General features: G+C 73.5%; 19 protein-coding genes, 1 tRNA gene and 1 pseudogene. 12 read left to right on the forward strand and 9 right to left on the reverse strand.

The window, feature by feature from the left end; all coding sequences use genetic code 11:
- Positions 1 to 146: 146 nt before the first annotated feature.
- Positions 147 to 812, forward strand: coding sequence for an NAD(P)-binding domain-containing protein (locus ACIGO8_RS07145; protein WP_399725166.1), 666 nt, complete (start codon positions 147 to 149; stop codon positions 810 to 812).
- Between the two features lie 57 nt (positions 813 to 869).
- Here the strand turns inward: ACIGO8_RS07145 and ACIGO8_RS07150 are convergent, their stop codons facing one another.
- Together ACIGO8_RS07150 and ACIGO8_RS07155 are read right to left on the reverse strand one after the other, a co-directional pair.
- Positions 870 to 2,147 (reverse strand): extracellular solute-binding protein, encoded by a 1,278-nt coding sequence (locus tag ACIGO8_RS07150; RefSeq protein ID WP_399725169.1) that lies wholly within the window; start codon positions 2,145 to 2,147, stop codon positions 870 to 872.
- Between the two features lie 215 nt (positions 2,148 to 2,362).
- Positions 2,363 to 3,871 carry a DUF4246 domain-containing protein gene (locus ACIGO8_RS07155; protein ID WP_399725171.1) on the reverse strand — a complete coding sequence of 503 codons (1,509 nt, stop codon included), beginning with the start codon at positions 3,869 to 3,871 and terminating at the stop codon, positions 2,363 to 2,365.
- A gap of 499 nt (positions 3,872 to 4,370) precedes the next feature.
- Between ACIGO8_RS07155 and ppk2 the strand changes: the two genes are divergently transcribed.
- Positions 4,371 to 5,408 (forward strand): polyphosphate kinase 2, encoded by a 1,038-nt coding sequence (gene ppk2, locus ACIGO8_RS07160; RefSeq protein WP_399725174.1) that lies wholly within the window; start codon positions 4,371 to 4,373, stop codon positions 5,406 to 5,408.
- 100 nt (positions 5,409 to 5,508) lie between these two features.
- Here ppk2 and ACIGO8_RS07165 read toward each other — a convergent pair whose 3' ends face one another.
- The 3 genes from ACIGO8_RS07165 to ACIGO8_RS07175 form a co-directional block, all read right to left on the reverse strand.
- Entirely contained in the window at positions 5,509 to 6,360 is an 852-nt protein-coding gene (locus tag ACIGO8_RS07165; protein WP_399725176.1) for a DUF72 domain-containing protein, read from the reverse strand.
- Positions 6,361 to 6,460: 100 nt separating this feature from the next.
- The gene (locus ACIGO8_RS07170; protein WP_399725179.1) at positions 6,461 to 6,646 is read right to left on the reverse strand and encodes a hypothetical protein; all 186 of its coding nucleotides are present in this window, start codon (positions 6,644 to 6,646) and stop codon (positions 6,461 to 6,463) included.
- A 112-nt stretch (positions 6,647 to 6,758) separates the two neighbouring features.
- Positions 6,759 to 6,986: a hypothetical protein gene (locus ACIGO8_RS07175; RefSeq protein WP_399725182.1), complete on the reverse strand. Its 228-nt coding sequence runs from the start codon at positions 6,984 to 6,986 to the stop codon at positions 6,759 to 6,761.
- A gap of 154 nt (positions 6,987 to 7,140) precedes the next feature.
- Between ACIGO8_RS07175 and ACIGO8_RS07180 the strand changes: the two genes are divergently transcribed.
- The 3 genes from ACIGO8_RS07180 (at position 7,141) to ACIGO8_RS07190 (ending at position 11,673) form a co-directional block, all read left to right on the forward strand.
- A complete protein-coding gene (locus ACIGO8_RS07180) occupies positions 7,141 to 9,552 on the forward strand; it encodes a helix-turn-helix domain-containing protein (RefSeq protein WP_399725185.1) in 2,412 nt (803 codons plus the stop codon).
- Positions 9,553 to 9,771: 219 nt separating this feature from the next.
- Positions 9,772 to 10,884: an alpha/beta hydrolase gene (locus ACIGO8_RS07185; protein WP_399725188.1), complete on the forward strand. Its 1,113-nt coding sequence runs from the start codon at positions 9,772 to 9,774 to the stop codon at positions 10,882 to 10,884.
- Positions 10,885 to 10,965: 81 nt separating this feature from the next.
- Positions 10,966 to 11,673 carry a DUF6585 family protein gene (locus ACIGO8_RS07190; protein WP_399725191.1) on the forward strand — a complete coding sequence of 236 codons (708 nt, stop codon included), beginning with the start codon at positions 10,966 to 10,968 and terminating at the stop codon, positions 11,671 to 11,673.
- 80 nt (positions 11,674 to 11,753) lie between these two features.
- On the opposite strand, the gene ACIGO8_RS07195 is transcribed toward ACIGO8_RS07190, so the two are convergent.
- Positions 11,754 to 11,827, reverse strand: a tRNA-Pro gene (locus ACIGO8_RS07195).
- A 116-nt stretch (positions 11,828 to 11,943) separates the two neighbouring features.
- On the opposite strand from ACIGO8_RS07195, the gene ACIGO8_RS07200 reads away from it, so the two are divergent.
- A complete protein-coding gene (locus ACIGO8_RS07200) occupies positions 11,944 to 12,441 on the forward strand; it encodes a DUF309 domain-containing protein (protein WP_399725194.1) in 498 nt (165 codons plus the stop codon).
- Here ACIGO8_RS07200 and ACIGO8_RS07205 read toward each other — a convergent pair.
- From ACIGO8_RS07205 to ACIGO8_RS07215, 3 genes and pseudogenes are all read right to left on the reverse strand, one after another.
- A complete protein-coding gene (locus ACIGO8_RS07205; protein ID WP_399726767.1) occupies positions 12,431 to 13,681 on the reverse strand; it encodes a cytochrome P450 in 1,251 nt (416 codons plus the stop codon). The genes ACIGO8_RS07200 and ACIGO8_RS07205 overlap by 11 nt on opposite strands.
- A 342-nt stretch (positions 13,682 to 14,023) precedes the next feature.
- Positions 14,024 to 14,401, reverse strand: coding sequence for a DUF488 domain-containing protein (locus ACIGO8_RS07210; protein ID WP_399725197.1), 378 nt, complete (start codon positions 14,399 to 14,401; stop codon positions 14,024 to 14,026).
- 167 nt (positions 14,402 to 14,568) lie between these two features.
- Positions 14,569 to 15,156, reverse strand: a pseudogene (locus ACIGO8_RS07215) (TetR/AcrR family transcriptional regulator); the annotation flags it as partial.
- Positions 15,157 to 15,324: 168 nt separating this feature from the next.
- Here ACIGO8_RS07215 and ACIGO8_RS07220 point away from each other — a divergent pair.
- The 6 genes from ACIGO8_RS07220 (at position 15,325) to ACIGO8_RS07245 (ending at position 21,109) form a co-directional block, all read left to right on the forward strand.
- Positions 15,325 to 16,239, forward strand: a complete 915-nt coding sequence (locus ACIGO8_RS07220) for a phosphatase PAP2 family protein (protein WP_399725200.1) — start codon at positions 15,325 to 15,327, stop codon at positions 16,237 to 16,239.
- The gene (locus ACIGO8_RS07225; RefSeq protein ID WP_399725202.1) at positions 16,236 to 17,207 is read left to right on the forward strand and encodes a DMT family transporter; all 972 of its coding nucleotides are present in this window, start codon (positions 16,236 to 16,238) and stop codon (positions 17,205 to 17,207) included. Before ACIGO8_RS07220 ends, ACIGO8_RS07225 begins: the two co-directional genes overlap by 4 nt.
- Before the next feature lie 142 nt (positions 17,208 to 17,349).
- Positions 17,350 to 18,072: a MerR family transcriptional regulator gene (locus ACIGO8_RS07230; protein WP_399725205.1), complete on the forward strand. Its 723-nt coding sequence runs from the start codon at positions 17,350 to 17,352 to the stop codon at positions 18,070 to 18,072.
- Between the two features lie 53 nt (positions 18,073 to 18,125).
- On the forward strand, positions 18,126 to 19,172 hold the full coding sequence (locus ACIGO8_RS07235; protein ID WP_399725208.1) for an SPFH domain-containing protein: 1,047 nt from the start codon (positions 18,126 to 18,128) through the stop codon (positions 19,170 to 19,172).
- Positions 19,169 to 20,062: a hypothetical protein gene (locus tag ACIGO8_RS07240; protein ID WP_399725211.1), complete on the forward strand. Its 894-nt coding sequence runs from the start codon at positions 19,169 to 19,171 to the stop codon at positions 20,060 to 20,062. The genes ACIGO8_RS07235 and ACIGO8_RS07240 overlap by 4 nt, the downstream gene beginning before the upstream one ends.
- A gap of 198 nt (positions 20,063 to 20,260) precedes the next feature.
- Positions 20,261 to 21,109 (forward strand): GNAT family N-acetyltransferase, encoded by an 849-nt coding sequence (locus ACIGO8_RS07245; protein ID WP_399725214.1) that lies wholly within the window; start codon positions 20,261 to 20,263, stop codon positions 21,107 to 21,109.
- The last annotated feature ends 86 nt before the right edge of the window (positions 21,110 to 21,195 follow it).

The following is a 21,195-nucleotide window of genomic DNA, read 5'->3' on the forward strand; positions in this document are numbered from 1 at the left end:
CGTCCCCCCCCCCCCCCCCCCCCCCCCCCCCCCCCCCCCCCCCCCCCCCCCCCGCCCGCCCCCCCCCCCCCGGGGGGGCCCCCCCCCCCCCGCCTAGCGTCCGGCCCATGACATTCCGCGAGGCAGCAGCGAAGAGGAGCAGCAGCATGCGCATCGGCATTCTCGGCACGGGCTCGATGGCCACCGCCCTGGGCGGCGCGTGGGTACGGGCCGGGCACCAGGTTCTGGTGGGCGGGCGGGACGTGGCGGCCGCCGCCGCGGCCGCGGCCAAGATCGGCGCCGCCGGGCACGGCGGCCTCACGGAGGCGGCCGCGTTCGGCGAGGCGGTCCTGACGGCCGTACCTGCGGACGCCGCACCGCTGTTGGCCCGAGAACTCGGCCCCGCCCTCGCCGGGCGGACGGTGCTCGACTGCACGGCGCCCGTGGCGCCCGGCCCGGACGGGCCCTCGCTCACCACCGCCGGCGGCACGGACTCCGTCGCGGCGCGCATCGCGGCCGCCGCGCCGGACGCCGACGTCGTCAAGGTCTTCGGCATCTGCCACGAAAGCATCTGGACCCTGCCGCGCCCCGCCTTCGAGGGCGCGCCCCTGGCTGTGCCCTTCTGTGCCTCGGCCTCCGCCGCGGCCGCCCTCACGGCGGAGCTGATCACCTCGATGGGCTGCCGCCCGCTGCCCTGCGGAGGGCTGGCGCGCGCGGCGCTCCTGGAAGCGGCCGCCGTGCTCGCCGTCGGCGTGTGGTGGTCCGGCGCCGAGGCACGCCACGCGTTCCCGTCTCCCGCCCTGGCGCCGGGCGCGGTCGACGACGTGCCCTGAGGCCCGAGCCAAGGCGGGCGGCGGGCCCCGGACCCGCCGCTCCGCTGCCTCTGGCCGCTACCTCTCGTCCGCGACGTCCCGGACCTGCTGGGCGATGTCCTCCAGCACGGCCTTCGGGTCGGCGGACGGGGCGACGGCCTTGCCGATGTTCAGCTTGATGGTGTTGCTCACCTGGAGCCAGGACGGCTCGTTGACCGGGTAGAGCTGGGCCGTGCGCAACGCGGTCAGGAACTGCTGGGCGCCGGGGTCGGCGGCCGCGTCCTGGGAGGACTCGGTCGCCGAGACCGTCGAGGGCAGGAGGTGGTAGCGCTGGGCGAACGCGTTGAGGTTCTTGTCCTCGTAGACGAAGTCCAGGAAGGAGCCCACCAGTTCGCGGTTGCCGTCGTGCCGGAAGGCCATCATCCAGTCGGCGACGCCCGCCGCCGGCGGGGTCTGCGCGTCCTTCAGGTTGTCGGAGACCGGCATGCTGAGCGTCCCGACCTTCATGCCCTGGGCCTTGGCCTCGTGCAGGAGCGACGGGTAGCCGTTGACCATGCCGACCTGGCCGCGCAGGAAGGCCGCGAAGGCGTCCTGCCGGTTGAGCTCGGCGGGCGGGACCGGGCCGGTCAGGCCGGGCGTGACCAGATTGTCCTTGATCCACTGGAAGGTCTGGGCGTTCCGCTCGGAGGCGATGCTGTAGACGCCGGTGTTGTCGGTGTATCCGCCGCCGTTGCTCAGCTCCCAGATCAGCGCCTCGGCGTGGGCCTCCTCGGGGCCGAGCGGCAGGGCGTACGGGTAGAGGACGCCGTCCCTCTTCAGCGCCTTGGCCGCCCTCTTCAGGTCCGACCAGGTCTTCGGCGGCTCGGCTCCGGCCTTCTCGAACAGCTCCTCGTTGTAGAAGAGGAGCCGGCTGCTGGCCACGAAGGGCAGGCCGTAGAGGGTGTTGTCGACCGAACCGGCCTCCGCGAGCGGTGCCAGGAAGTTCGCCTCCGACCTGATCGACAACAGCTCGTCGGCGGAGTACAGCCGGCCCTGCGCGGCGAAGTCCGAGTACGCGCCCATCAACGCCACGTCCGGGGCGTTGCCCTCCTTGACCATACGGGTGACCTCACGGTCCACGTCGGCCCACGGGTACAGCGTCACCTCCACCTTCTTGCCGGGGTGGGCGGCGGAGAACGCGGCCGTCAGCCTGTCCCAGTACACCTTCGAACTGGTCGCCGGGCTGTCACCGTACTCGGCGGCCACCAGACGCAGCGTCGTCCCGTCGCTCTCGGACGAACCGCAGGCGGTGACGAGAGAGCCCAGGAGGGCGAATGCGGCCACGGAGGCGGACGCGCCGAAGAGTCTTGGTCGCACGAAACGTTCCTCTAGATCTTTTCTGGACAGTGCGTCCGGAATTCTCTCTGCTACCCGGGCGTAATGCTCCCTCCGCCGGACGGTTGTGGGCATAGGTCCAAGCGCGCCGCGCGCGACTGGTGTTTTCCGATATACCGGCGCCGGCGCCGACGCGCGTAGAACCCGCCACGATGTCCAAAGGGACTCCCGTACGGAGCGTTGACCCGGAAAAGGAGTCAGTGCTCACAAAGGGAGAATTCCCGTTCGTAGAGCTGGTCGTTGTGTTCGTCGACGAAGAACTTGCGCTCCTTCATGAGCTGCTCGCGGTACTCCTTGGCCTGCTCCAGCGTCATGGTGCAGGTGTCGGACCACGGCTGCTGCGGAGGCACGTCGGAGGTCGAGACGATCGTTTCCGACGGGTCGACGAGGAAGAACGCGAGGATTTTCCGGTGGCCCGGACGGGTCGGGTCCACGAGGCGGAACGAGCCCACGCGGTGCTGCAGGATGTTCGGGAACGCCAGGCAGCGACCCGCCGGCGTCGACGCCGATCCCAGCACCTGGTTCAGCGCGTCCTCGTTCTCCAGGCCGTAGACCTCGCGCACACCGTCGTCGTCGTTCTGCTCGTAGTCCGGGTCGTCGAGCGCCGCCCGGAAACTCAGCCGGCTCTCGGTGATGTTCTCGCTGTCCCAGTAGTAGATGCCGGTCGACACGATCCGCTCGTTCAACATGCCCTCGACATGCCAGGTGCCGCCCGCGTACTCGGGCTTTTCCGGGGTCAGGTGAACGGTGGCGAGCTTGACCACGACCTGGAGCCGGCGGCCGCGCAGGTCGACCCGGGCGGACGCGTCGGGCAGCTCGGGCGCGGTGAAGTCCGGGGCGTCCGGGACCACGGGGCGGCGGTTCTCCCACCAGTCGTCCTGGGCCACCTCCCACGCACGGCGGGCCTGGGCGTAGGCCTCGTCGTCGCCGTAGTCGGACCTGTCCGGATACGCCGGCTCCGACTCGTACCACCCGTAAGGGTCGGCCTCGATCCGCAGAGGCCTCGGATGGCGCAGATCCGTGAGCACGTTCTCCAGCAGCGGGCGCATCCGCCCGAACAACTCCGGCAGGACGGCGGCAAGTTCGCGGTGATCCTCGGGATGGACGTTGTTGACGTACGAACGGAAGGCGACGTCGCCGTCGTCGCTGACGTCGACGTCCGTGGGCAGCCACTGGAACTTCTCCGAGAACTCGTACGTCGAGTACCGGTCCGTCGGGTTGTGCCAGGCCCGCTCGGGCGCGTCGCTCACCCCGCGCACCAGGCAGAACAGCGAGGGATGCACCAGGTCCAGGACCTGTCCGTCGGATCCGGGATGCCAGTCCCGTTCCTCCTCGGGCACCTCCTCCAGGACCTTGACCGCCGCACGCAGCCGGGCCGCGAGCGCGTCGTCGATCAGCGTGTCCGACTGCCACACGCCGTCGACGGCGGACACCTCGACACCGGTGCGCCCGTCCCGCAGCGCCGCGTAGTGCGCGAGCTCGGCCAGCACGTAGCGCACCTGCGCCTCGGTGAGGCCCTGGTCGACCGCTTCCCGCGTCCACCGGGCGACGATCTCGGCGTCGTTCATCTTCTCGAACCAGCCCGGCTTCTCCCGAAGATGCGCGCTGCACCGCATCATCTCGAGTTCCCGCAGCGTCCGGGGCGTCGCGAAGGATATGGAACGTGAAGCGTGAAAGGGCAGCGGAAAGGCAGTCAGGCCGGTCAACTCGGGTTCCCTACGGTCGATGTGCGGTGCCGGGAGAATAACGCAGCGCACTGACACCGCCGTCGGGCGAAGGCGCCGGCCTGACCTGCCCCATGGATCAGAGGAGCGGGAGCGGTGGTCCTCGATGGTGACCGGTGCGTCGAGGAGGGTGGCGAGGGCGTTGGCCGGCGCGAACAGGTCCCCGGACGGCACTCCGCCCCGACGGGACCGCGGACGACGAGGGCGGTGGCGCCGAGCGCGGGCGAGGTGCGAGCACCCGGCTGAGGCTGCGGGCGGGACGCGTCGACATGTGCCTGATCATCTCGGCAGGTGAGGACGCGCGGCCCTGCGACATCGGTGCGTGCGGACGACGGTCGCCCGCCTTTTCGTACCGCGGTACGAAGGACCTCGGCCGGGCACCGCAGGCGGGCGACGGCGCTTCGGCGAGGGCGCCCGAGCGGACCGCCGTCGGGCCGGGACGGTAGTGATCCGTGAGGCGGGGTATGCGACCAGCGTGAGCATGGAGGGCAGGCAGGAACACGACCGGGACGGGCAGGACGGGCAGGACCGGCAGGACCGGCAGGAATCGCTGCTCGCGGGCCTGAGCGTCGACGCGAGCCGGCCGGAGCAGCCGGTGCTGCTGGACCAGGCCGGAGAGCCGATCCGTACGTGGCAGGAGAACTATCCCTACGACCGCAAGCTGCGGCGGTCCGAGTACGAGCGGGCGAAACGCATCCTGCAGATCGAGCTGCTGAAGCTCCAGCGCTGGGTCAAGGACACCGGCGCGCGGGTGGTGGTGATCTGCGAGGGCCGGGACGCGGCCGGCAAGGGCGGCACCATCCAGCGTTTCACCGAACGCCTCAATCCCCGCGGCGCCCGCATCGTGGCCCTGGACAAGCCGACCGAGCGGGAGGCCGGTCAGTGGTACTTCCAGCGCTACGTCGCCCACCTCCCCGGCCCCGGAGAGATCGTGTTCTTCGACCGCTCCTGGTACAACCGGGCCGGCGTGGAGAAGGTCATGGGCTTCTGCACGGACGCACAGTACGAGCAGTTCCTCACCCAGTGCCCGGCCTTCGAGGCCATGCTCGTCGAGGACGGCATCGTGCTGGTCAAGTTCTGGTTCTCGGTCTCCCGTTCCGAGCAGCGCACCCGCTTCGCCATCCGCCAGGTCGACCCGGTGCGCCAGTGGAAGCTGTCGCCCACGGACCTGGCCTCCCTGGACCGGTGGGACGCCTACACCGCCGCCAAGGTGGAGATGTTCCGCGCCACGGACACCGCCCACGCGCCCTGGACCGTGGTGAAGAGCAACGACAAGCGGCGCGGCCGTCTGGAGGCGATGCGCAGCCTGCTGTGGCGTATCGACTACGCCAGCAAGGACGAGGCCGCGGTGGGCCGCCCGGATCCCCTGATCGTGGGGGCCGCGGACACCCTCCTGGAGGCCGGTGAGGATCCCGCCGACCTTTCTCCGACCCCCTTGGCCGACCTGACCGGCGGCCCCGGCCACCACCCCGGCCAGCCCCCGGCCGCCCCTGACCCGACGAACGACGGCGGCACGTGACGGCTCTCCCGCTTCGGGGAGCGGCGGACGGGGACCGGCTTCGAGCCGCAATCGCCTCAGCCACGCACCGTCCGGCGTCGCCCGCGGGCCACGCCGGCCTTCAGGAACCTTCCAGCAGACCGCGCAAGGTCTCGGCGGCGTGCACGGCTGCGTCACCGCAGCAGTTGTTGAACAGGACGTGCAGCTGCTCGGCGCGGTCCGCCAGCGCGCGCAGGCGCGGCAGCCAGGCGGCCAGTTCCTCCCGGGTGTAGGTGTGGCGGAAGCGGTCCTCCTTGCTCCCGGTCCCCCAGGCGGCGCTGCGGCCGTGAAAGCGGACCACCGCGAGCCTGGAGGACGTGACGGGTGTGTCGGCGGGCATCGAGGTGGGCAGCCCTTGGGCCGTGTCCACGGCCACCGCGGTGGCGTCAAGGTCCCTCAACAGGGCGGCGGTGCGCTCCCGCTGGTCCTCGCGCCACCAGTCGGGGTGGCGGAACTCCACGGCCATCGGCCACCGGTGCGCCCGCTTCCTGGTGAGGTGGAGCACGTTCTCCGCCCGCGCGCCCGGGACGAACGCCGGCGGGAACTGGAACAGTACGGTGCCCAGCCGGCCGGACTCCTGGAGGGGCCGCAGGGCCGCGCCGAAGCGGTGCCAGACCTCGTCGAGCAGCTCCGGGTCCTTGAGGTCGTGGTCGCGCAGGTCGGCGGGCAGGGCGGCCTTGCGGGTCGGGTGGCCGGTGAGGAGGGAGAACGCCTTGACGTCGAACCGGAAGCCGGGCGGCGTGCGTTCGCTCCAGAGCACGCTGTTGCGCACGCTGGGGAGCGCGTAGTAGCCGGCGTCGACCTCCACGACGGGGAAGCGTTCGGCGTAGTGCCGCAGCCGCCCCTCCGGGTCACGCCGCCCGGGCGGGTACCAGCCGCTGGCCACCAGCGCCTTGTCCGTCCACGAGCACGTCCCGATCAGCATCTCGCCCATATGGCCGTCCTTTCGTCACGACCCGCTTACCCGGGAACCTCGGCGCCGTGCTTGGCGGTTCACTCGGCGGCGCCGAGGCGGCAGCGGCCTGCCGGCGGCGTCAGAGCAAGCCGAGGTAGTCCTTCGTGGAGCGTGCCTCGGTCAGCACGATCGCCCCGGCCGCTCCGGCGCACGTCACCACCAGCCCGTACACGATGCCGAGTCCTCCGGCGGCCGTGGCGGTGCCGGGGCGTCGCCGCGCGGGAGGATCCTCGCGGCGGGGAGTGGTGGGCGGGTGATGGGACATGGGAACAACCTCCTTCGGTCGGTGTGGGGTATGGGACGGTCCGCACCGCACCACCGAGACGCTCAGGGCGGGAGCCGCCGTCGGCGCGGGCCGGACGAGGGCCCGCAGGCCGTCAACGGCGCCAGACGGCGACCACGGTGAGCAGGACGAGGGCGCCGGCCGTCAGCAGCAGGCAGCCCTGGCGCGTGACCGTGACGCGCCTGCGCGTCTCGACCTGGCCGACCGGCGAGGCGCCGGGGTGCTTGCGGGCGTAGTGCTCGGCCTGCCGGCGCAGCCCCTCGTCCTCGGCGACCCAGGGCGTCTTGAAGTCGCACTCTCCGCACCAGAAGCGGTTGGTCACGTCGGCTCCTCGTCTTCCGTCCGTACGGGGGGGGACCGACCCCGACGGTGGGCCGCGACGCGGCGGCTGTACAGGTCAGACGCCCGGCCATGCGTGACCGGCGGCCACGGGTAGGCTCACCGCCGTTCCGACCGGTGGACCAGGGGGATGCGGGATGGCAGAGGACCACAGCACATTGCTGCGCGCGTTGCGCGACCAGGCGCATCTGACGCAGGAGCAGGTGGCGGAGCGGTCCGGAGTGAGTGTGCGCACCATCCGCCGGCTGGAGAGCGGCGCCTTCACGAACCACCGGATGGGAACGGTGAACCTGCTCGCGGACGCGCTCGGCCTGGCGGAGGGGGACCGCCTGCGCCTGGCGGCCGCTCTCACCGGTGCGTCCACGGCCGCCGGCGACGCCGGTGCCGGCCGCGACGAACCGCCGGCCCCGGCGCCCGCCGGGCCGCCGGTCCACGGCGCACTCGCCGACGCCGCCCGAGAACTGGCGACCGAGGTCCGGCGCCGGTGGCGCCGCGAGGAGGCACAACGGCAGGTCCACGACCCCTTCCCGCTGCCCGTGCGGTGGAAGCCGGCGCCCGCCGACCTGACCGACCGGGCCGAGAACGTCCAGCGCCTCGGTCCGGGCGGGACCCCGCGCGAGGTGGATCTGGGCGGTGACCTGCGGAGCATGGCCGAGGTCTACCTCAGGATCCCCTCCGGGCGGCTGTTGGTCCTCGGCCGGGCCGGTTCGGGAAAGTCCGTCCTCACGATCCGGCTCGCCCTGGACCTCCTGGAAGACCCGGCATTACGCCGCCGGGTGCCGGTGATCTTCAGCGTCGGCTCCTGGGACCCGTCGACCACGGCCCTGCGGGACTGGCTGATCGGCCGCCTGCTGCGCGACCACCCGCACCTGGCCCGCCGCGGCCCCGGCGGGGCGACCCTGGCCGCCGCGCTGGTCGACGCCGATCTCATCCTGCCGGTCCTCGACGGGTTCGACGAGATCGCCGAAGGACTACGGCGAGCCGCCCTGGACGCGCTCAACGCGACCTCCACCCCGCTCGTCCTGACCAGCCGGCGTGACGAGTACGCCGAAGCGGTCCGGGCAGCGCGAGCGCCGCTCGTCTGGGCGGGAGGCATCGAGCTCACCGACCTCACCCTCGACGACCTCGCCGACTACCTGCCCCGCGCCGCCCGCGACGTCCCGTCCGCCGCGGGCGGCGGCCCCGGCGCCGGCCGGCCCGGCTCGGCATGGGACGGGGTCCTCGCGGAACTGCGCACGCTCCGAAGCCCGGCCCACACGAACCTCGCCGCGGTGCTGACCACGCCCCTCATGGTCATCCTGGCCCGGACCCTGTACAGCGAGACGCCCGACCGGGTTCCCGCCGAGCTTCTGGACGCCACCCGGTTCCCGTCGGTGAAGAGCCTGGACGAACACCTGCTGGCGGGCTTCGTGCCCACGGTCTACCGCCATCGTGCCCCGGAACGGGACGCGGCCGGCCGGCGGCCGAGAACCGCGTACGACGCCGCACGGGCCGAGCACTGGCTCGGTCATCTCGCCCACCAGCTGGTCCGGTTCGACCGCGAGCGGCAGGACCTCGCGTGGTGGCAGCTCGGCGACTCGCTGTCACGTGCGACGCGTACCGTGGCCTTCGTCCTGGCCACCACCGTGAGCATCACCCTGACCGACTGGCTGGTGGGCCTCCTGCTCAGCTCCCTCTCCCCCGGCGAACTCCTCCTCCAAGGAGCCCTGATGGGGCCGGCGGCCGGCCTCGCCTTCGGAACCGTCCACGCGCTGGTGGACAGGTCCGGCGGCGGGGCGGCGTTCGAACCGGCCCGCATCCGGCTGACGCTGCGCGCCGCGCACGAGAACCGCCTCGGCCGCCGGATCTGGCGGACCCTGACCGCACGGTTCGGGCAAGGTCTGCTCGGCGGCACCCTCATGGGCATCGGATGCGCCTGCGCCCTCGCCCTCGGGCGCGCGCTGGTCGCGGGGATCTCCCTCACCGACCCGCGCGTCATCGAGGGCACCCTGATCAACATGCTGGTGCTCGGGCTGATCCTGGGCTCGGCCGCCGGTCTCGTCTTCGGGCTGATGGCCACCCTCGAAGTGCCCGTGGACATCACCGCCGCGGCCACCCCGGTCAGCCTGCTGTCCTCGAACCGTACGACGGCCGGCCGCCAGTTCCTCATCCTCGCCCCGGCGTTCACCCTGGCCATCGCTGTCGGCGGGCACCTGATCGTCCATCTGCTCCAGGGCACGGTGGGACCGCTCAACTGGGGGATCCAGGACAGCTTGTTCATCGGTGCGGTCGGCGGCCTGGGCGGCGCGGCCTCCTACGTGCTCGCCTTCACGGCGTGGGGGCGGTGGATCGTGCTGGCGCGCTTCGTGCTGCCGCTGTCCGGGCGACTCCCCTGGGACCCCGCCGCGTTCCTCGAGGACGCCTACCACCGGGGAGTGCTGCGCCAGACCGGAGCCGTGTACCAGTTCCGCCACGTCCGGCTGCAGCACCACCTGGGACGCACCTACCGCGGCCGGCACCGGGACTTCGCACCGGCCACGTTCACGGCGCCCCCGACCGGCGCCGAGTGACGGCGAGGACCTGACGGCGGTCCGTGACGGTGGCGACGTGACGGCGGCGACGTGACGGCGGGCGTCCTCGGGACCTGCACGAACGGCGGGCCCCGGCACCGGTCACGGATGGCCGGTCGCGTGGCCTGTCGGCCGGGCGGCCCGGGACACCATCCTCGGGATGTCCGGCCCGGGCGCTCACCGCGACCCGGGCCTCCTCGACGAAGGGTTTCCCCGCTGATGTCCCTGCGCCTCTCCTCACTCGGCGCGGCACTCGCCATGACCGCCCTGCTGGGCAGCACCACCGCACACGCCGCGGCACCGGCCGCCGCGCCGCCGCTCTCCGCCCCCTCGGCCGTCCCCGCCGTCCCCGCCGTCCCCGCCTTCAGCGACGGCTACGGGCTGACGCTGGTCCCCGACGAGACGGAGGTCCACAGCCCCACCGACGTCACCCTCACCGTCACCACCCCACAGCTCTCGGGGAAGCACAGGATCCGCATCCTCCTGCCCTCCGCCTACGACACCGCCCCCGGCCGCCGCTGGCCGGTCACGTACTTCCTGCACGGCGGTGGCGGCAACGTGAACGACGTCCAGGCCGTGCCGGCGCTGCACTCGGACTCGATGATCACCGTGGTGCCGGACGGCGGGATGAAGGGCTGGTACGCCGACTGGCTGATGCAGAACACCGCCGAGGGGAAGGCGAACTGGGAGACCTTCCACCTCACCCAGGTCGTCCCCTTCATCGACGCCAACCTCCGGACACGCGCCGACCGCGCCCACCGCGCCGTCGTCGGACTCTCCATGGGCGGCTACGGCGCCCTGCACTACGCCCAGGCGCGACCCGACCTGTTCGGCCACGTGGCCGCCCTGTCGGGGGCGGTCGACTTCGGCATGGGGGAGGTCCGCGCGGCCGTCCTGGCCACGGAGCTCAACCTCGTGGGCGCGTGGTGCGCGGCGAGCGCCTCGTCCGGCTCCGGCTCCGGCAACTGCGCCGGCCACGGCCCGTACGTGGACAGTGACGCGATCTTCGGCTCCCCGTACCCCTTCTTCGACGCCGACCGCGTGTGGAAGGCGGTCGATCCGGCCGCGCCGGCCAACCTGGCCACCCTCTCCGGCACCGGCGTCACGCTCTACACCGGCGACAACGACCTCATCGACGTCCACACCGCCGCGGCCTCCCGCACCGTCAAGGCGCGCTTGGACCGGCTGGGCATTCCCAGCCGCCTCGTCGACTACGGCGACGGCACGTCGCTGGGCCCGAGCTGCGACGGCGGCCACCACTACGGCTGCTGGGCGCCGGCCTTCGCCGACTACGTCCCGCGCCTCGAGGCGGCCTTCGCCGCGGCGGGCTGACCGGCCGACGGGGCAGCGGGCCGCGGCCGTGCCCCGCCCGGGACCCGAGCATCGCCGTCATCCATCCAGGGAGACAGTCACATGAGCACGGACGAGATCGAACACATCCGCTCCGAGCGGCCCTCCGCCTCCACAGCCGCTCTCGCCGCCCGAAGCGGCCTGGGCGACTGGATCGACACGCTCGCGACGAAGCAGGGCTTCGGCTGGCGGAAGACGCGGGACTGGAGGCTCTACTTCTTCACGGACGGCCTGGTCGTCACGGCGCCGGACGGTTACACGGCCGACTACCACTGGGGCACCGTGCGCGTCCTGCAGTACCGCACGTCCGTCAACCACAGCGCACGAGATGCCTGCTCGACCCTGATCGACCCGGCGGGGAACGCCCTGAACATAGGCTTCGGCAGGCCTCCCTTGTTCAAAGCCGAAAAGGCGGCTCTCGGTATCACCTCGTGGGTGAACGGCGCCGGGTTCCTCTACCCGCACATGTGGGGCGACCACATCCAGGACCGCGTCACCCGCGCCCAGCTGTCCGCGACGGTCGAGCGTGTCCAGCGCGGCGAGAAGGTGAACTTCGGTCCCTATACGGTCGATCGGCAGGGCGTCTCGGACAGGAAATACGCGGTCGCCTGGCCGGAGCTCACGGAACTAGGCCTCCACAGCGGCACCCTGATCCTCAACGGTTCCCAGCGGCGGTCGACGGCTCCGGAAATGGCGAAGGCGTACGTCATTCCCAACCTCGATCTCTTCATGAGGCTCTGCCTGCACCTGAGCCCCCATCTGGGGAACTGACCGGACGGACGGTCCGGAAAATGGTCAAGGGGCCGTTTCAGATTGCTCTGAAACGGCCCCTGACCTGCGACTCTCTCGAGTCGGGACGACAGGATTTGAACCTGCGACCCCTTGACCCCCAGTCAAGTGCGCTACCAAGCTGCGCCACGTCCCGGTGCTCGACCGCCCTGGGTCCGGGCCCGGTGGCGGCGTGCAAGAGAACATTACCTCACTTCACGAGGTGGATCAGCACACGGGGTGTCACCGCGTCGGGCGGCCGACAATGGGTGGATGGACAGGGCCAGGGACAGGGACGAGGAAGGGCGGGCGCGCAGTGGGCGGCCGCGGGACGGGCTCGGGCGGCCGCTGGCGTACGGGGCGCAGGGCGTGGCCCGGCAGCCGGAGGGTGTGGTGCGGACGCCCGCCGGGACGGTGCGGGAGGCGCAGCGGCTGCTGGACGCCGGGATGCCGTTCCACGCGCACGAGGTGTTCGAGGACGCGTGGAAGTCGGGTCCGGCCGGCGAGCGGGACCTGTGGCAGGGGCTGGCGCAGCTGGCCGTGGGCCTGACGCACGCGGCGCGCGGGAACGTGACCGGCGGGGCGCGGCTGCTGCGGCGCGGGGCCGTGCGGGTCGAGGAGTACGCGCGGGGCGGGGCGGAGACGTACGGGGTCGACGTGGCCGGGGTCGTGGAGTGGGCGCGGCGGCTCGCCGACCGGGTGGCCGCCGCTGACGGGGCCGGGGCGCTCGACGCGGCGGCGGAGGCGCCGCGGCTGCGGGTCAGTGGGTGAGGAGGAGCTCCTCGGGCGAGCGGTGGATGAGCGTGGGCCGCATCGGGACGGGACGCCGGTCGAGCAGTCGCAGTCCCGGCAGCAGGCGGACGAACGCGGTGAGTGTGGCGCGGAGTTGGACGCGGGCCAGCTGGGATCCGGGGCAGCCGTGCGGGCCGTGGCCGAAGGCGAGGTGGCGCGGGTGCGGCCGGGGCCGGGTGATGTCGAAGACGTCGGGGTCCTGGTGGCGGGCCGGGTCGCGGTTGGCGGAGCCGTACGCGACGAAGACGGTGGCGCCGGCGGGCAGCTCCGTGCCGGCGAGGGTGACGGGCCGGGTGGTGGTGCGGCGGAAGCCCTGCACGGCGGTGTCGTAGCGGGCGGCCTCCTCCACGGCGGCGGGTATGAGTTCCGGCCGGGTGCGCAGCAGTTCCCACTGCTCGCGGTGGCGCAGGAGGTGCAGGAGGGTCGTGCCGATGAGCGCGGTGGTGGTGAGGTGGCCGGCGATGAGCAGGTTCTGGAGGTTGGAGACCAGTTCGCAGCGCTGGTCGGAGGTGAGTTCGCGCGGGCCCGGGCCCAGTCCGGCGTCCGGCGCGAGCGCGGTGACCAGGCCGGTGACCAGGTCGTCCTGGGGCCGGATCCGGCGGTCGCGGGCGTACCGGTCGAGGAGCCGTTGCAGGGCGAGTACGTCATGGGCGGCGGCGATCTGCTCGTCCTCGGACAGCGGCCGGAAGAGGAGCCGTTCGGCGCTGTACGAGCCGTGGACGGCGGCCGGCACGTCCGCCGGGTCCAGGCCGAGCAGCTGGCCGATGACGGAGCCGGGCAGCGGGCGGGCGTAGTGGGCCATGAGGTCGGCGTGGCCGTCGGCCGCGAGCGTGGCGGCGAAGGCCTCGGCGAGGGTTTCGGCCTGCCGGGTGATGTACGGCGTGAGCGCGGCGACCCGGGCGGCGGACAGGCCGCTGTTCAGCGGGGCCCGGTGCCTGCGGTGGGCGGGGCCGTCGGTGGAGACGACGGTGGGCCGGGCGGCGAAGCCGTTGCCGAGGACCGCGCGGGCGGCGGGTGACGGCAGCACGTCGGGGCGCAGCGACTGGGCGGAGGAGAAGTCCTGCGGCCGGAGGAGCACCTCGCGGATGTCGGCGTCCCGGGAGACCAGCCAGGCGTCGAGGACGGGCACGTAGGTGAGGCCTTCGGCGTGGCGCGCGCGGGTGTAGAGCGGGTACGGGTCGCGCTGGAGGTCGTCGAGCAGGGCGTGACGTTTCCGCAGCGCTTCCTGGACGAGCCGGGCCTGGGCGAGCGGGTCGGCGTGGGCTGCCTGGCCGGCCTGGGCGAGCTGGGCCGTCTGGGCTGCCTGGCCGGCCTGGGCGAGCTGGTCCGTCTGAGCCGTCTGGGCTGCCGGGGCTTGTTGGTCCGCCTGTTCCGTCCGTGGCGCCGCGCGCCCGGTCGCCTCGGTCGCCTCGGTCGGCTCTGTCTGCTGGGCCGGGTCCACGCCGTCCCTCCTCGTGGGGTGTGGTGCGGTGCCGGGTGGTGTCGTGCGATGCGGCCATGGTGAACGGGCCGCGCCGGGGTGAACAGGGCCGTGCCGGCAGGTGGCGGGAACCCGGCGGCCCTATGACGCTTCCAGGACCTCCGTGAGCACCGAGGTGTGGCTGGCCGACGGGTCCTTGGCGGCCGTGAGGAGGGTGACGGGACCCTCGGCGGCGCGGGCGCGCAGGGCGGAGAGGGCCTCGGCGGCGGCCGGTTCGGCGAGTTCACGCTCGTACCGCCGGCGGAACTCCGCGTAGTCCCCTTCCGGCCCGTGGTACCAGCGGCGCAGCTCCGTCGACGGCGTGAGGTCCTTGGGCCATTCATCGACGTGCGCGTCGGCCTTGGAGATGCCGCGCGGCCAGAGCCGGTCGACGAGCACCCGCAGGCCGTCGTCCGGCTCGGGCGGCTCGTAGATCCGCCGCACGCGGACCCGGACCGGCGTCGGTGAGGTGTGGGGCATGGCTTCAGGGTGCCGGACGGCGGGTGGGTTCACACCTCGGAAGGGCCGGAGCCGTCGGGTCGTCCGGGCGCGGTGGACTCCGCGGCCGCGGTCCCTTCGGCCGCTTCGGCCTCCTCGGCCGTGATCGCCTCAGCCGTGGTCGCGCCCGTGCCGGCCGGTTTCGCCGTGAGCGCCGGGAGCAGCACCGCGTCGACGAAGGTCGTCATCGTCGACGCGTCGCTGAACCGCTCCTCGAAGAGGCGCTCGATGCGGAGCATGCCGAGGAAGCAGGGCGCGACGAAGTCGATCGCCGGGTTGGCGCCGTCGATCTCGCCGCGCTCGACGGCGCGTCGCAGCATCCGGTCCAGCGCCGCGACCTCCGGCTCGATGACGGTCTCGCGCAGGGCCGCGCGCAGGTCGGGGTGCTGGATGTATGCCTGGCTGACCGCCTCCATCAGTTCGGCGTCCCGCTCGCGGCGGGAGGCGGCGAGGCGGGCGGCCTCGCGCAGGTCGCCGGCGAGCGAGCCGGTGTCGATGCCGGTGAAGACGGCGCAGCGCCGCTTGTCGAGGGCGGCGGTGACCAGCCGGGGCTTGGTGCCCCACTGGCGGTAGAGGGTCGCCTTGCCGCACTTGGTGCGGGCGGCGACGCCCTCCATGGTGACGGAGTCGTAGCCGCCCTCGCGCAGCAGGGCGATGACCGCCTCGTACAGCTCGGCCTCCCGTTCGGGGGTGAGCTTGCTGCGACGGGCGGCGGCGGTCGCGGCCTGCGTGGACATCGGTTTCCTCCCGGACACCCCGTACCCCGGCGGATGGGTTTCCGCACATCCGAGAGTAGGGGCCGCACAATCGAGACGCAAACGTATCGAGACGCTTGCGTCTCGATGAATTCGGATCTAGAGTTCCTCCGTTTGCTGTCCGAATTGACGGAAAAAAGGGGCCGCGCCATGGCTGCCGGGATACGCGGGATACGGATCACTCGTCCTGCAGGACCGGAGGCGACGGCTACCCGAAGACCGCCGCTTCTGCGGGAGCTGCTGCTGGTCACGGCGCTCTTCCTCGTGTACAAGTTCGGCCGGCTCTTCGCCAACGGCCACGAGACCCGCGCCTTCCACAACGCCGGCCGCGTCTGGGACGCCGAGCGGGCCGTGCACCTGCCCGGCGAGGGCGCGGTGCAGCAGCTCCTGCTGCACGGCGAGGGCCTGATCCGCGCGGCCAACACGTACTACGCGGCCGTGCACTTCCCGGCCACCGTCCTCTTCCTCGGCTGGCTCTACTGGCGCCGCCCCGCGCACTACGTGTGGTCGCGCCGGGTCCTCGCCCTCGTCACCGCCGCCGCGCTCGCCCTGCACCTGCTGATGCCGCTCGCGCCGCCCCGGATGCTCGGCGCGAGCGGACTGATCGACACCGCCCGGGTCTACGGGCCTTCCGTGTACGGCGCGACGCCCGAGGCCGACTCGATGGCGAACCAGTTCGCGGCGATGCCCTCGCTGCACTTCGGCTGGGCGCTGATGGTGGCGATCGGGCTGATGGCCGCGAGCCGGTCGCGGCTGCGTGCGCTGTGGCTGCTGCACCCGCTGCTGACGCTGCTGGTCATCGTCGGCACCGCCAACCACTACTGGTTCGACGCCCTGGCCGCCGCCGTCCTGCTGGGGCTCGCGCTGCTCGTCGTACCGGCACCGAAGACGCCGACGACGATCCCGACACCGGAGTCGCCCGGGACGGCCGGGACGGCGGAAGGCGCCGACGAGCGGCTGCCCGGGCCTCGGCCCGCCACCGCGACCATGACCGCGCCCATGACCGCGCCCGCCCCGGCGACCGCCACCGTCACCGCCACCGCGACGGCGGGAGTGCCGCGATGAACGCCGTCACCGGGACCGTCGTCGCCGTCCTGCTCTCGCTCGTCTCCGCGGCCGGCTACGCCCTCGCCGCCGTCGCCCAGTCGCGGCTCGCCTCCGCCTCCACCGGCGGGCGCGGGGCGCTGCGGCGGCTGCTCGGCCGCCCGCAGTGGTGGTGGGCGGTCGGCCTGAACGCCGCCGGCGCGCTCGCCCACGTCGCCGCCCTGCACTACGGGCCGCTCACGCTCGTCCAGCCGCTCGGCGCGCTGACACTGGTGGCGGCACTGCCGATCGGCGCGTACGGCGCGCACCGACGGGTCAGCCGGACCGAGTGGCGCGGGGCCGCCTGGACGCTGGTGGGCCTGGTCGGCCTCGTCGCGGTGACCGGCCCCACCGCTCCCGACGAGGCCCTGAACCTGCGCGAGGCCCTGATCGTCACCGGCGCCACGCTGCTCCTAATCGGCCTGCTGGCCTCGCGCTCGCGGTCCCGGGCGGGTGCCACCACGGGACTCGGGCACGCGACGGCCTCCGGCGTGGCCTCCGGCGTCGGTTCCGCGCTGACCCAGACGCTGACCGCCGCGCTCGCCCGCGACCTGCCGGGCGGCCCGAGCGGCTGGTGGCAGACGGCGCTGCTCGCGGTCCTGATCGCCGCGTTCGCGGTGGGCGGGCTGCTGCTCTCGCAGGCGGCGTACCGGGGCGGGCTCGCCGCGCCGCTCGCGGTCGTCAACCTCTCCAACCCGGCGGCGGCCGCCGTGATCGGCGTGGCTCTGCTCGGCGAGACGTTCCGGGCCGGCGCCTGGGGCTGGGTCGTCGCCGCGGCCGCGTCGCTGGTGGCGGCGCGCGGAGTGGTCCTGCTGACGACCGGGCTCGGTACGGAGTCCCCGGAGGCGGTCACGGGCACGGAGAGCGGGGCCGTACCGTCGCCACGGCTCGACGCCGTGGTGCCCTCGGACGTGACCGAGGCACTGGCGGTGCCCGAGCCGGTGCGCTGAGGCCGGTCGGCCGCCGCGCGGCGCGCACCTCGCAGCACGGCGAGCCCACCTATGGATAGTTCGACTATCTTTACGGCGCGAAGTAGAACTCCCCCGTATCCATGGCGAGACGGCGGGAACGGACAGGAACGGTGAATCTCTGGTGCGCCTCTCCGAGCTGAGCGCCCGCAGCGGCGTGCCGGTCGCGACGGTGAAGTACTACCTGCGCGAGGGCCTCCTCGCGCCGGGCACTCCGGTCACCGCCCGGCAGTCCGACTACGGCGAGGAGCACCTGCGCCGGCTCCGGCTGGTCCGGGCGCTGCTGACGGTGGGCGGGATGACCGTGCAGCAGGCGCGTGACGTCCTGGCCGTGGCGGAGGACCCGGCCTTCGGGCGCCACGAGCGGCTCGGCGTCGCCACGTACATGCTCGGCCCGCACGTCGAGCCGCCGGAGCCGTCGGACCCCGGGCGCGCGTTGTGGGACGAGGTCCATGGCGAGGTGCGCGCGCTGCTCGCGGAGCTGGGCTGGCGTGTGTACGAGGAGGCGCCGGCGCTGGCCTCGCTGACCCGGGCCGTCGTGACCGTTCGCTCGCTCGGCTACCGCAGCGGGATGGACTCGATCCGCCGCTACGCGCTCGCGATGCACCCGATCGCGGAGAAGGAGCTCGCGGTGATCGCGGAGTATCCCGTGCTCGACGAGGCGATCGAGGCGACCGTCGCCTACACCACGCTCTACGAGCCGATCATCCTCGCTCTGCGCCGCCTCGCCCACGAGGACGTCTCGGCCCGCGTGCACGAGGCCGGCCCGGCGGACGCGGCCGGCTCGGCGGACCCGGCGGACCCGGCGGACTCGGCGGACTCGGAGACCTCTATTTCGTCATCTTGACGACAAGGCCCGGCCGCCCCTATCGTCACAGCGACGACAAGGGGAGGGCTCCGATGGCCGACATCACCCGACGCGCAGGCTGGCGTCATCTGCGTTCCGCGCCCACCGCCCACATCCGGCAGCACCGGCGCGGGCAGCTCGTACGCGACGGGGTGGGCCTCAGTTTCTGGTTCCGGCCGCGGTCGGCCGCGCTCTCCGAGGTGCCCGTGGACGACCGGGAGCTCGCGACGGCGTTCCACGCCCGTACCGCCGACTTCCAGGACGTGAGCGTCCAGTCGACCGTCACCTACCGGATCGGCGACCCCGCCGCCGCGGCGACCCGGCTCGACTTCTCGATAGACCCGGGCACCGGCGCCTGGCGCGGCACGCCGCTGGAGCAGATCGGCACGCTCCTCACCGAGACCGCGCAGCAGCACGCGCTCGCCGTGCTCGCCCGGATGCCGCTCGCCGACGCGCTGGTCGACGGCGTCGGGGCCGTACGGGAGCGGATCGCGGGCGGGCTGGCGGCCGAGCCACGGCTGGCGGACACGGGTATCGAGGTGGTGGCGGTGCGGGTGGTGGCCCTGCGCCCCGAGCCCGAGGTCGAGCGCGCCCTGCGCACGCCGGCCCGTGAGCTGATCCAGCAGGAGGCGGACCGGGCCACGTACGAGCGGCGGGCCGTCGCGGTGGAACGGGAACGGGCCATCGCGGAGAACGAGTTGGCCAGCAAGATCGAACTGGCCCGGCAGGAGGAGCGCCTGGTCGACCAGCGCGGCATCAACGCGCGGCGCGAGGCGGAGGAGGCCGCGGCCGCCGACGGCGTCCGGGCGGAGGCCGAGGCGGCCCGTACCGTACGGCTCGCCCGCGCCGAGGCCGAGGCGGCCCGCGAGGTCGGCGCGGCGCGCGCCGAGGCGCAGACCGCGTGGCTGCGGGCGCACGCGGAGGCCGCCCCGGCGACGCTCCACGCACTCGCCGCGACCCGGGCGGCCGAGCAGCTGCCGCGCATCGAGCACCTGACGGTGTCGCCGGACGTCGTGACCGGGCTGCTCGCCAAGCTCGGCGGCGGCGAGCGCGGCGGACGTGACGAGCGCGACGAGCGCGACGAGCGCGGCGGACGATGAGTCTCGCCCCGCGTGCGGTGCTCGTCCACCGGACCACGGAGTACGAGGAGTTGCTGGCCCGGCACGGCACGGCCGGACAGGCCGCGTTCCACCTGGCCGCGCGGGGCCGTTCGATCGACGAGGTGCGCGAGCGCCACGAGCGGACCCTACGGGCGCTGGCCGAGGTGGCCGCCGCCGTACCGCTGCGGTGGCGCCGCGCCCGGGTCGAACGGGCCGACCTGGACCGGTTCCTCTTCGGGCCCGAGGACGTCGTCGTGGTCGTCGGACAGGACGGCCTGGTGGCGAATGTCGCCAAGTATCTGACCGGGCAGCCGGTCGTCGGCGTCGACGGCGACCCGGGGCGCAATCCGGGCGTCCTGGTCCGGCACCGGCCGTCGGACGCGCGCCGGCTGCTGCCGTCGGCCACGGCGGCGCGGACGGCGGTGGACGCGCTCACCATGGCCGAGGCCGTCTCGGACGACGGGCAGCGCCTGCTCGCCCTCAACGAGATCTACTTCGGCCCGCCCGGCCACCAGACCGCCCGCTACACCCTGAGCGCGCCGTCCGCGCCGCCCGAGGCGCAGGCCTCCTCGGGCGTCGTGGTCGGCACGGGCACGGGAGCGACGGGCTGGCTCCGCTCGCTCTGGCAGCAGCGGTCCAGCGCCCTGCCGCTGCCCGCGCCGACCGCGCCTCGGCTCGCCTGGACCGTACGGGAGGCGTGGCCGTCGCCGGTCACCGGGACGGCACGGGTCGAAGGGCTGCTGGGGCGGGAGGAGTCGCTGGGCCTGGTGGTGGAGTCGGACCGGCTGGTCGCGTTCGGGGACGGGATGGAGTCGGACGCGCTCGAGCTGACGTGGGGCCAGTCGGTACGGGTGGGAGTCGCGGGGACGGCGTTGCGGCTGGTGACGTGACGGCCGGGTGAGGACTGCGGGGCGGGACGGCCGGAAAGCGACGGCGCCGGCACGGGGAGGTCGGCGTCCGGCGCTATGCTCGGCGGCTCCGCTCCGCCGCCACCCGAGCCCGAAGCCCGAAGCCGAGCCCAGGCCGAGGGCCCGATGGCAGCCACAGTCGCAGTCGCAGTCGCAGTCGCAGTCGCCGAAGGGACTCCCATGAGCCTCCATGTGTCGCCCGCCTCCCCGCAGGACTGGGCGCTGGTCCGCGAGTGGGCCGCGGCGGAGGGCTGGAATCCGGGAGCGGCGGACGCGCCGGCGTTCTTCGCGCAGGATCCCGAGGGGTTCTTCCTGGGCCGGATCGACGGGGAGCCGGTCTCCGCGATCTCGGTCGTCAACTACGGCGACGACTACGCCTTCCTGGGCTTCTATCTCGTACGGCCCGACCTGCGCGGCCACGGCCACGGCCTCGCCACCTGGCGGACGGCGCTCGCGCACGCGGGCGGGCGGACGGTGGGGCTCGACGGAGTGCCCGACCAGCAGGACAACTACCGGCGCTCGGGCTTCACGCTCGCCTACCGCAACGCCCGCTGGGTGGGCGAAGTGCCCCCGCCGGACCGGCCGGTGACGGGCGTGGTGGCGGCGGACCGGATGGATCCGGCCGTCCTCGGCGCGTACGACAGCGCCTGCCACCCGGCCGACCGGCCGCGCTTCCTCTCGGCCTGGCTGACCACGCCCGGGCACCGGGCGCTGGTCCGCGTCGTGGACGGGCGGCTCACCGGCTACGGAGTCGTCCGCCCCGCCGAGCAGGAGGCCCGTATCGGGCCGCTGTTCGCCGACACGCCGGCGGACGCGGGCGTGCTGCTCGACGCCCTCGCGGCCGAGGCCCGTGCCTTCGGCTCGCCCCGTGTCGCCGTCGACATGCCCGAGGCCAACCCGGCCGCCGCCCGCCTCGCCGAGGCCCGTGGCCTGGAGCCGACCTTCGACACGGCCAGGATGTACACGGGCCCGATCCGCCCCGTCGCCCTGCACCGCGTCTTCGGCGTGACGACCCTCGAACTGGGCTGAGTGGGCAGGGCGGACCCAGCTCCCCGCCGTCCAGCCGTCCGGACGTACGCCCGCGGCCCCCGGAGCTGGACGAAGACGGGCAGGAG

It is taken from the genome of Streptomyces sp. NPDC053493 (genome assembly GCF_044544825.1).
Classification (GTDB): Bacteria; Actinomycetota; Actinomycetes; order Streptomycetales; family Streptomycetaceae; genus Streptomyces.

What these genes read in the sequence shown, in the direction of transcription:
- ACIGO8_RS07145 (WP_399725166.1), top strand. Translation starts at nt 147, where the DNA reads ATGCGCATCGGCATTCTCGGCACGGGCTCGATGGCCACCGCCCTGGGC.
- ppk2 (WP_399725174.1), top strand. Translation starts at nt 4,371, where the DNA reads ATGGAGGGCAGGCAGGAACACGACCGGGACGGGCAGGACGGGCAGGAC.
- ACIGO8_RS07165 (WP_399725176.1), bottom strand. Translation starts at nt 6,360, where the DNA reads ATGGGCGAGATGCTGATCGGGACGTGCTCGTGGACGGACAAGGCGCTG.
- ACIGO8_RS07170 (WP_399725179.1), bottom strand. Translation starts at nt 6,646, where the DNA reads ATGTCCCATCACCCGCCCACCACTCCCCGCCGCGAGGATCCTCCCGCG.
- ACIGO8_RS07180 (WP_399725185.1), top strand. Translation starts at nt 7,141, where the DNA reads ATGGCAGAGGACCACAGCACATTGCTGCGCGCGTTGCGCGACCAGGCG.
- ACIGO8_RS07185 (WP_399725188.1), top strand. Translation starts at nt 9,772, where the DNA reads ATGTCCCTGCGCCTCTCCTCACTCGGCGCGGCACTCGCCATGACCGCC.
- ACIGO8_RS07190 (WP_399725191.1), top strand. Translation starts at nt 10,966, where the DNA reads ATGAGCACGGACGAGATCGAACACATCCGCTCCGAGCGGCCCTCCGCC.
- ACIGO8_RS07200 (WP_399725194.1), top strand. Translation starts at nt 11,944, where the DNA reads ATGGACAGGGCCAGGGACAGGGACGAGGAAGGGCGGGCGCGCAGTGGG.
- ACIGO8_RS07210 (WP_399725197.1), bottom strand. Translation starts at nt 14,401, where the DNA reads ATGCCCCACACCTCACCGACGCCGGTCCGGGTCCGCGTGCGGCGGATC.
- ACIGO8_RS07220 (WP_399725200.1), top strand. Translation starts at nt 15,325, where the DNA reads ATGGCTGCCGGGATACGCGGGATACGGATCACTCGTCCTGCAGGACCG.
- ACIGO8_RS07225 (WP_399725202.1), top strand. Translation starts at nt 16,236, where the DNA reads ATGAACGCCGTCACCGGGACCGTCGTCGCCGTCCTGCTCTCGCTCGTC.
- ACIGO8_RS07235 (WP_399725208.1), top strand. Translation starts at nt 18,126, where the DNA reads ATGGCCGACATCACCCGACGCGCAGGCTGGCGTCATCTGCGTTCCGCG.
- ACIGO8_RS07240 (WP_399725211.1), top strand. Translation starts at nt 19,169, where the DNA reads ATGAGTCTCGCCCCGCGTGCGGTGCTCGTCCACCGGACCACGGAGTAC.
- ACIGO8_RS07245 (WP_399725214.1), top strand. Translation starts at nt 20,261, where the DNA reads ATGAGCCTCCATGTGTCGCCCGCCTCCCCGCAGGACTGGGCGCTGGTC.